Source organism: Actinocrinis puniceicyclus (assembly GCF_018283645.1).
In the GTDB taxonomy this organism is placed as follows: domain Bacteria; phylum Actinomycetota; class Actinomycetes; order Streptomycetales; family Catenulisporaceae; genus Actinocrinis; species Actinocrinis puniceicyclus.
Map to the genome: position 1 here is coordinate 1 of NZ_JAGSXH010000169.1, position 9,310 is coordinate 9,310.

A 9,310-nucleotide genomic window follows, 5' to 3' on the forward strand; every position below is an offset into this window, starting at 1 on the left:
GTCGCGGACTGCGGGACGGGCGGGCCTCCGGGTCTGCGAGAGTAGTGACCGTGACGAAGACTGCCGGGACCAAGACGACGGGGGCTGCCTCAGGAAGCGGGACGAGCGCGCTCGGCCCGGGCCGTGCCGCCGGACCGCAGCGGTCCGATCCGCACCGCACCGCCGCCGTGCGGCGACTGGAGAAAGCCACCGGTCCGCTCGCCAACGCCGCGATCTCCCGGATGGAACAGAAGTTCGCCTGGTACCGCAACATGCCGCCGGAGAACCGTTCCTGGGTCGGACTGGTCGCTCAGGCGGGTATCGCCGCGTTCACCGAGTGGTTCCGGCACCCCGACCAGAAGGCCGCGGTTTCCGCCGACGTCTTCGGTACCGCGCCGCGCGAGCTCACGCGCGCCGTCACCCTCCAGCAGACCGTGCAGCTGGTGCGCACCACCATCGAAGTGGTCGAAGACCGAATTCACGAACTGGCGCAGGGGGAGCAGGAGGAGGCCATGCTGCGCGAGGGCCTGCTGCGCTACTCGCGGGAGATCGCCTTCGCCACCGCGCAGGTCTACGCGCAGGCCGCCGAGTTGCGCGGAGCCTGGGACGCCCGGCTCGAAGCCCTCGTCGTCGACGCGCTGCTGCGCGGCGAGGCCGACGACGTGGTGCGCTCCCGCGCCGCCGCGCTCGGCTGGGGCGCACACAGCGACATCGCGGTCATGGTCGGCAAGGCCGCGCAGGACGACGCCGAAGCCGTCGTCGACGCGATGCACCGGGCCGGGCGGCACGCGAAGCTCGCCGTGCTCGCCGGAGTGCAGGGCGACCGGCTGATCGCCATCGTCGGCGGCGTGGACGGCGACCCGGTCACCGCGGTGCGTCCGCTGGCCGGGCAGTTCGCGCCGGGCCCGGTGGTGGTCGGGCCGGTGGTCGCGGACCTGACCTTGGCGGCGGGTTCCGCGCATGCCGCGCTGTGCGGCCTGCACGCCTGCGCCGCCTGGCCGGATGCGCCGCGGCCGGTGGCCGCGGACGACCTGCTTCCGGAACGGGCGCTGGCCGCCGACGAGACCGCGCGGGCCGTCCTGGTAGAGGAGATCTACAGGCCGCTGGCCGAAGCCGGTGCCGCGCTGCTGGAGACGCTGTCGGTCTACCTGGAGCAGGCCGCCTCGCTCGAGGCCGCCGCCCGGATCCTGTTCGTGCACCCGAACACCGTGCGCTACCGGCTCAGACGCGTGACCGACATCACAGGCTTGACGCCCGCTCAGGCGCGCAGCGCCTTCACTCTGCAAGTCGCCCTGGTGCTGGGACGTCTGGCCGAGGTCGGCAAGCAGTTGTAGGGTTCCTACAAAAGCGGCCACCGGATCTTCGTGCCCGTCGCCGGGCCCGTCGCGGCCCGGGTTTCGCGGAAGATGGAAGCGTGCTCGTACTCGTCGCTCCCGGCCAAGGTGCCCAGACTCCCGGCTTCCTCGCGCCCTGGCTCGAGGTGCCGGGCGTGGCCGACCGCCTCGCCTGGTGGTCCGCCGTCGCCGACCTCGACCTGGTCCACTACGGCACCGAGGCGGACGCGGACGCGATCCGCGACACCGCGATCGCCCAGCCGCTGCTGGTCGCCTCCGGCCTCGCCGCGGCCCTCGCCCTCTTCCCGCATCCGGCCGAGGAGTACCGCCGGATCGGCGCGGCCGCGGGGCACTCGGTCGGCGAGCTGACCGCGGCCGCGGGCGTCGGCGCGATCACCGCCGAGTCCGCGATGGTGCTGGTGCGCGAGCGCGGCCGGGCGATGGCCGCGGCCGCCGCCGTGACGCAGACCTCCATGACCGCGGTGCTGGGCGGGGACCCGGACGAGGTGGTGGCGAAGCTGGCCGAGCACGCACTGACCCCGGCCAACCGCAACGGCGCCGGGCAGATTGTGGCCGCCGGAACCGTCGAGCAGCTGGCCGCGCTCCAGGCCGACCCGCCCAAGGGGGCGAGACTGCGCGGCCTGTCCGTCGCGGGCGCTTTCCACACCGTGCACATGGCCCCGGCCGTGGCTCGCATGGAACAGCTGGCCAAGGGCGTCCACGCGCGCGACCCGCGGGTGCGCTACATCTCCAACCGCGACGGCGCCGTGGTGCACTCCGGCCACGAGGTCGTGCAGCGGCTGGTGAGTCAGGTCGCGAACCCGGTGCGCTGGGACCTGTGCATGGAGACCATGCGGGAGCTCGGCGTGACCGGCCTGCTGGAGGTGCCGCCGGCCGGGACGCTCACCGGCCTGGCCAAGCGCGCGCTGCCGGGCGTGGCGACCTTCGCGCTCAAGACCCCGGACCAGCTCGACGCGGCGCGCGCCTTCGTGGCCGAGCACGCCGAGCAGCAGCCCGCGGCCGACACTCTGGACACCGCCCCGACCTGGCGCCTGGTCGTCGCCCCGTTCTCCGGCACCGTGCAGCGCGGCGTGCCCGGCGGCGAGAGCGTCGAGCCCGGCGCGCAGCTGGCGCCCGGGGCGAAGGTCGGCGCGGTCCTCTCCCGCCGCGAGGAACGCGTCCTGGTCGCCGAGCACGGCGGCACGGTGCTCGAATGGCTCGTCGAGAACGGTGACCCGGTCGCCCCCGGCCAGCCCCTGTTGCGTATCCACCCGAAGGCCGAGGTCAACTGAGCATGACGCAGATCCAGTCCCCCACCGGCGCTCCGCACGCCAGAATCCTGGGCGTAGGCGGTTACCGCCCCTCCCGCGTGGTCACCAACGAGCAGATCTGCGAGATGATCGACTCCTCCGACGAGTGGATCAGAACCCGCACCGGAATCGAGGAGCGGCGCTGGGCCAGCGCCGAGGAGACGGTCGGCGTGATGTCGCTGGCCGCCGCGGGCAAGGCGCTGGCCGCCGCCGGGGTCGAGCCCGAGCAGCTCGGCTGCGTGGTGATCTCCACGGTCACGCACCTGGCGCAGACCCCTTCGCTGGCCGTTGACGTGGCCAACCAGCTCGGCGCGAAGAACGCCGCGGCCTTCGACATCTCCGCGGCCTGCGCCGGCTTCTGCCACGGCCTGGCCCTCGCCCAGGACATGATCCGCGGCGGCTCCGCCGAGTACGTGCTCGTCATCGGGGTCGAGCGGCTCAGCGACCTGACCGACGTGACCGACCGCTCCACCGCGTTCATCTTCGGCGACGGCGCGGGCGCAGCCGTGGTCGGACCGTCGCAGACCCCTGGTATTGGCCCGGTGGTGTGGGGCGCGGACGGCGCGCAGCTCGACGCCATCGGCCAGACCTTCACCTGGGACGCGCTGCGCGAGCGGCCCGAGCTCGGCTTCCCGGCGCTGCGCATGGCCGGGCAGCAGGTCTTCCGCTGGGCCTCGTACCAGATGGTCCCGGTGGCCAAGAAGGCCCTGGAACGGGCCGGGATCACCGCCGAGCAGCTCGACGCCTTCATCCCGCACCAGGCCAACAACCGGATCACCGACGCGATGATCAGAGCGCTGAAGCTGCCGGAGCACGTGCCGGTCGCGCGCGACATCGCCAAGCAGGGCAACACCTCCGCGGCGTCCATCCCGCTGGCGATGGAGCGGATGCTGGAGGAGGGCGAAGCCCCGCACGGCGGCGTCGCGCTGCTGATCGGGTTCGGCGCCGGACTGGTGTACGCCGCGCAGGTCGTGGTGTTGCCGTAAATGTACGCTGCCCTGGGCCGCGCCGCGGTCCGGGTCCTCCCAGGGCGCGCAGCGTCAGCTTCGCGCCGAACGACTCCGAGCAGTTAAGGAAGCTGAAAATGGCTACCCAGGAAGAAGTCCTCGCGGGCCTCGCCGAGATCGTCAACGAAGTGGCCGGGATCGAGGAGAGCGACGTCCAGCTGGACAAGTCGTTCACCGGCGACCTGGACGTCGACTCGTTGACCATGGTCGAGGTCGTCGTCGCGGCCGAGGAGAAGTTCGACGTGAAGATCCCGGACGACGAGGTCAAGAACCTCAACACGGTCGGCGACGCGGTCAACTACATCCTCGCGCACAGCAGCTGAGGCGGCCTTCGCGGCTCTTCGAACGTGGCCGTGACGGGACTGGTTCGAAGACCGGTTCGGCGCAGTGCTCGGTCGGCGCCGTCGGCTCACCGGCCGGGCACTGCTCCCGCCCATCCTTCCCCGTTCCGCAACGCGGTCAACAGCGTACGTACAGATTGGGACTGACTTGTCGGCGTCAACGAACAGCGCGGTATCCCGCCGCACGGTGGTCGTCACCGGCCTCGGTGCCACGACGCCGCTAGGCGGTGACGTCGCCTCTTCCTGGGCGGCGCTGCTGGCCGGGCGCTCCGGTGTCAGGCCGCTGACCGAGGAATGGGCCGAGCAGTTGCCGGTTCGCATCGCGGCCCGCGTCGCGGTCGAGCCGAGCGAGGTGATGAAGCCGGTGGAGCGCCGCCGCCTGGACCGCTCGGCGCAGTTCGCCCTGATCGCCGCCCGCGAGGCGTGGCGCGACGCGGGCCTGGAGGGAGTCGAGGTCGACCCGGAGCGCCTCGGCGCGGTGGTCGGCTCCGGCATCGGCGGCGTGATCACGCTGCTGGACGCCTACGACGTGCTCAAGGAGAAGGGCGCGCGGCAGGTCTCCCCGCGCACCGTCCCGATGCTCATGCCGAACAGTCCGGCCGCGTACGTGGGGCTGGAGTTCGGCGCGCAGGCGGGGGTGCACACTCCCGTCTCGGCCTGCGCCACCGGTTCGGAGGCGGTGGGCTACGCGCTGGAGATGATCCGCAACGGCCGCGCCGACATCGTGGTGGCCGGCGGCACCGAGGCCCCGATCCACCCGCTGCCGATCGCCGGCTTCGCCAACATGATGGCGATGTCGAAGAACAACGACGAGCCGCAGCGCGCATCCCGGCCGTATGACAAGGCCCGCGACGGCTTCGTGCTCGGCGAGGGCGCCGGCATTCTCGTGCTCGAATCCGCCGAACACGCCGCCGCCCGCGGCGCCCGCGTGTACGTCGAGCTCGCCGCGGTCGGCATGTCCGCGGACTCGCACGACATCGCGCAGCCCGAGCCGACCGGGCGGGGCATCAGCGCCGCACTGCGCCACACCCTGGCCGACGGCGGGATCGAGCCGGCGCAGATCGTGCACCTCAACGCGCACGCGACCTCCACCCCGCTGGGTGACGTCGCCGAGCTGGCCGCGCTGCGCGCCGTGCTCGGCGAGGCCGCCGCGGGCGTGGCGATCTCCGCCACCAAGTCGATGACCGGGCACCTGCTCGGCGGCGCGGGCGGCGTGGAGACGGTGTTCTCGGTCAAGGCGCTCAGCGAGCTGCTGGCGCCGCCGACGATCAACGTCGACGACCTCGACAACGATGTCGACCTGGACATCGTGCGGGTCCAGCCGCGGCCGCTGCCGGCCGAGACCCCGGCCGGTCCCGCGGTCGTTCTCAACAACTCCTTCGGCTTCGGCGGGCACAACGTGGTGCTGGCGCTGCGCCGCGTCTGACGACCCGTCGCTTCGAGGAGCGTGCTTCATGACCGCTGCGGTGGCCACGTCCGAGAAGAACACCACACCCGCGGCGAAGCCGGCCAGGCCGCCGCGCGACGAGGATCCGCGCAACCCGCTCAAACGGCTGGCCCGGCTGTTCGACAAGGGCACCGTAGAACTGCTCACACCTTTCGACGAGTGCGGATTCGTCGCGGCCCACGGCCTGATCGACGGCACCGGTGCGTGCGCCTACGCCTCGGACCCGACCGTGCAGGGCGGGGCCATGGGCGACGAGGGTTGCCGGGCGATCCTCGTCGCCTACGAGAAGGCTCTGGCCGACGGCGTGCCGGTGATCGGCCTGCTGCACTCCGGCGGCGCGCGGCTGGCCGAGGGCGTGCTCTCGCTGCACGCGGTCGGCCAGGTCTTCGCCATGATGACCCGGGCCTCCGGCAGGATCCCGCAGATCTCGCTGGTGCTCGGCCCGGCGGCCGGCGGCGCGGCCTACGGCCCGGCGCTGACCGACATCGTGGTGCTCGGCCCGGCCGGGCGGGTGTTCGTCACCGGCCCCGAGGTGGTGCGCTCGGTGACCGGCGAGGCGGTGGACATGGACCGGCTCGGCGGCCCTGAGCCGCACGGGCGCCGCTCCGGCGTGGTCCACGTGATAGCCAACACCGAGGACGACGCCTTCGCCCAGACCCGGCGCCTGGCCTCGCTGCTGGGCGACCAGGGGACGATGAATCCGGACGCGGTCGCGGACCGCGACCTTGCGGGCCTGCTGCCGGACTCGCCCAAGCGCGCCTACGACGTACACCCGCTGGTCAACGGTGTGCTCGACGGCTCCGGCGTGGAACTGCACCCGAAATGGGCGCCCAACATCGTCACCGCGCTGGGCCGGTTCGGCGGCCGTACCGTGGGTGTCATCGCGAACAACCCGCTGCGGCTCGGCGGCTGCCTCGACTCCGTCTCGGCGGAGAAGGCGGCGCGGTTCGTGCGCATGTGCGACGCCTTCGGGGTGCCGCTGGTCGTGCTCGTGGACGTGCCCGGGTACCTGCCGGGCGTCGGCCAGGAATGGGACGGCGTGGTGCGCCGCGGCGCGAAACTGCTGCACGCCTTCGCGGAGGCGGTCGTGCCGCGGGTGACCCTCGTCACCCGCAAGACCTACGGGGGCGCGTACATCGCGATGAACTCCCGCGCGCTCGGCGCCACCCGGGTCTTCGCCTGGCCGACGGCCGAGGTCGCGGTCATGGGCGCGGTCGCCGCGGTACGGGTGCTGCACCGGCGCAAGCTGGCCGAGGTCGCCGACGACCTGCGCCCGCGGCTGGAGCTGGAACTGGCGGCCGAGCACGAGAAGATGGCCGGAGGGCTGGATCGGGCGATACAGATCGGGGTCGTGGACGAGGTGGTCGAGCCCGCGGCGACGCGCCGGGCGCTGGCCGCCGCGATCGCCGCGGCCCCGCAGCGCCGCGGGCAGCACGGCAACATCCCTCTGTGACACTATCTCTCAATACACGAAGATCGCGTGCGGTGAGCGGACCGGCGGCGGGCGTGCGCCCGCCGCCGGTCCGCGTGTCCGCGCGACCGTTCGCTGACCGCGGGTGGCGTTTCGTCGACTCCATCGGGTATGTACCTATCGGGTCGTAAGGATCATGCGCGGCGGAGGGAGGGTTGCCCGGTGTGGATCGGATACCGCTCGGTGTTCGGCGTGGACTGGAAGGAAGCGAACCGAGGCCCTGAGATCGCCGCCGAGCGCACGGCTCGCTGGCTGGCCCGCGAGGGCTTCGACGCCGGCTTCGAGGCCTCGCCGGGGCGTTACCGGGTCGGCGGCGGGGCGGTGCTGACCCAGACCGAGGCGGCCGCGCCGGGCCGGTTCAAGGCGGTGCGCTACCGGCTCAAGGAGGCGCCGCGGGCCGGGGTGCACTGGTACACCTCGCTGACTTTCGTCTCGCTCTCCCGCCGCGCCGACAAGGAGTTGCGCGAACACGGCTACTTCCTGATCGAGGTCTCCGCCCGGCCCGCCGATCCCGCCACCACGATCGACGACCGGGTGCGTACCCCGGACCTGACCGGCCTGGTGCTCGACGCGGTGACCGCCACCGACGGCCCGGCGAGGCTGACCACCAGCCCGCAGCCGGTCACCGCCCGCCTGGTGGACGACCTGATCAATGTGCTCTGCGATCCGGGCCGGCGGATGCCCGCGGTGGTCGCGGTGCCCGGGGACGGCGACGATCCGCGCGCATGGCGGGAGCGCTTCACCGAGGCGACCCGGTACTTGCACGGCATCGCGTCGTTGTACCTGCTCGACGACGAGTCCGGGCACAAGCTCAACAACGAGTTCGAGTACCACTGGACCACGGCCGCGCTGCGCACCTTCCACCCGCTGGTGGACCCGGCCTCCCGCGAGGACGGGGAGCGGCACCCGGTGCTCAAGGGTGACCGGCTGGAAACCGAGATGGACGCGGTGCAGGCGATCCTGACTCACCGGATCCGGCAGGCCACGGCCGCCGCGCCGCTGCCAGAGCCGCTCGCCGAGGTCGGCGACGCCCTGTTCCAGGCCAACGAGCAGCAGCGCGCGCTCGCGGCGCAGCAGCGGCGGCTGGCCCGGCGGTTGCAGCCGTGCGGTCCGGACGGAGCCGTGGCCCAGGACGCGTCGGCCGAGTCCGAGGCGGACGCCGCGGCGGCCTCCGAGCCGGAGCCGAGCCCCTTCGATCTGCTGATCGACTCCTTCGGCGATTTCCCGAACCTGATGATCACCGCGGAGGAGGGGGCGATGCGCGCGCTCGGGCAGCACAAGGACGCCGCCACCTTCGCCGCCAAGGCCCGCGAGGCGCTGGCGGCGCTCGACTCCTACGTGGCGTTGCGCCGTTCCGGGGACTGGGACGGCGGCGGGTTCCGCATGTACTGCGAGCACTCGCGCCACGGCGGCCGGATCTACCCGGCCACCCAGGTCGCGGCGCAGGAGTCCGACACGGTGCGTCAGGACCCGCGGATGGCGGAACAGCGCCGGTTCCGGGTGCCCAAGAGCGTGTCAGAGGCCGGGTACGCCGAGTTCTGGGCCCATGTCAAGATCGGCAGTTCGGGCCAGGTGGCGCCGCGGCTGCACTACCTCGACGACACCAGCGGGCCCACGGGCTGTGTCATCGTCGGCTACATCGGCCACCACCTGAAGAACACCCGGTCCAGCTGAGGGAATCTGCGCTCAGTGTAGAGTCCGCGGTTCCGCTGCCAAGCCCGATGATCACTGCCGCTGTGTCGCCGATCGACAGGGCCTCCGGGATTCGCGCATCGTCCGGCTGGGCTCGCCGCCGATGGCATCTTCGAGTGCTGTCACCGCATCGTCCGGCGTCGGGTCGGGGAAAGGTAGATCGACGCCGGGGCTACAGCCGCGTGGCAGCAAGCGAGACCGGCGAGCCGGTCCCAGGGCCCAGGTCACAGACCCGGGCCCGGCCCCGGCCACGAGAAACCGGGCGGCAGAGCCGCCCGGCCACGATCATGAAAGGTAAAAGGCAGAACTAGGCCGCGTTTTGGAATGAATGCTGGTGTTGATGGTTGCGGTCTTGCCTCGTGTCATGCTGCTACAACTGGTGCATGGCGCGAGGCGATTTGACGGACGGTGAGTGGGAGCGGATCCGCAGGTATCTGCCGGTCTCGCCGCTCGGGCGCCTGCCGCGCAACCTGCGCAAGCAGATCGACGGGGTGAACTGGCGGTACCGCACCGGGTCCCAGTGGCGCGAGATACCCGAGCGCTACGGTCATTGGAACACCGTCTACCAGCTGCATCGGCGGTACTGCCGGGACGGGACCTGGTGTTGCCCGACGTTGAAGATGAGGATGTCGGCGGCATCGATGCTGGGGCCGCATGGTGACGGAAACGCCCTGCCCGGGGTCAGCCGGGCAGGGCGTTGGTGCTCACGGTGTCGGTGGGATCGTCAGT

The 9,310-nt window shown here is 72.2% G+C and carries 8 protein-coding genes; all 8 read left to right on the forward strand.

All coding sequences use genetic code 11. The features are described 5' to 3' along the window. Positions 1 to 167 precede the first annotated feature (167 nt). Positions 168 to 1,313 (forward strand): PucR family transcriptional regulator, encoded by a 1,146-nt coding sequence (locus KGA66_RS26410; RefSeq protein ID WP_369015970.1) that lies wholly within the window; start codon positions 168 to 170, stop codon positions 1,311 to 1,313. An 80-nt stretch (positions 1,314 to 1,393) separates the two neighbouring features. Continuing rightward, positions 1,394 to 2,605 carry an acyltransferase domain-containing protein gene (locus KGA66_RS26415; RefSeq protein ID WP_211471829.1) on the forward strand — a complete coding sequence of 404 codons (1,212 nt, stop codon included), beginning with the start codon at positions 1,394 to 1,396 and terminating at the stop codon, positions 2,603 to 2,605. Between the two features lie 2 nt (positions 2,606 to 2,607). Beyond that, positions 2,608 to 3,609 (forward strand): beta-ketoacyl-ACP synthase III, encoded by a 1,002-nt coding sequence (locus tag KGA66_RS26420; RefSeq protein ID WP_211471831.1) that lies wholly within the window; start codon positions 2,608 to 2,610, stop codon positions 3,607 to 3,609. 98 nt (positions 3,610 to 3,707) lie between these two features. Further along, positions 3,708 to 3,953, forward strand: coding sequence for an acyl carrier protein (locus KGA66_RS26425; protein ID WP_211471833.1), 246 nt, complete (start codon positions 3,708 to 3,710; stop codon positions 3,951 to 3,953). A 205-nt stretch (positions 3,954 to 4,158) separates the two neighbouring features. Further along, on the forward strand, positions 4,159 to 5,397 hold the full coding sequence (gene fabF / locus KGA66_RS26430; RefSeq protein ID WP_312887085.1) for a beta-ketoacyl-ACP synthase II: 1,239 nt from the start codon (positions 4,159 to 4,161) through the stop codon (positions 5,395 to 5,397). 28 nt (positions 5,398 to 5,425) lie between these two features. Continuing rightward, positions 5,426 to 6,871 (forward strand): carboxyl transferase domain-containing protein, encoded by a 1,446-nt coding sequence (locus KGA66_RS26435; RefSeq protein ID WP_211471837.1) that lies wholly within the window; start codon positions 5,426 to 5,428, stop codon positions 6,869 to 6,871. A gap of 180 nt (positions 6,872 to 7,051) precedes the next feature. Next, positions 7,052 to 8,563, forward strand: coding sequence for a hypothetical protein (locus KGA66_RS26440; RefSeq protein ID WP_211471839.1), 1,512 nt, complete (start codon positions 7,052 to 7,054; stop codon positions 8,561 to 8,563). Positions 8,564 to 8,964: 401 nt separating this feature from the next. After that, the coding region (locus tag KGA66_RS26445; RefSeq protein ID WP_211471841.1) for a transposase at positions 8,965 to 9,310 on the forward strand (346 nt) is incomplete at its 3' end.

Bases quoted from the DNA above. Each gene is read 5' to 3' on its own strand.
- KGA66_RS26420 (WP_211471831.1), top strand. From the start codon at position 2,608: ATGACGCAGATCCAGTCCCCCACCGGCGCTCCGCACGCCAGAATCCTG.
- KGA66_RS26425 (WP_211471833.1), top strand. From the start codon at position 3,708: ATGGCTACCCAGGAAGAAGTCCTCGCGGGCCTCGCCGAGATCGTCAAC.
- KGA66_RS26435 (WP_211471837.1), top strand. From the start codon at position 5,426: ATGACCGCTGCGGTGGCCACGTCCGAGAAGAACACCACACCCGCGGCG.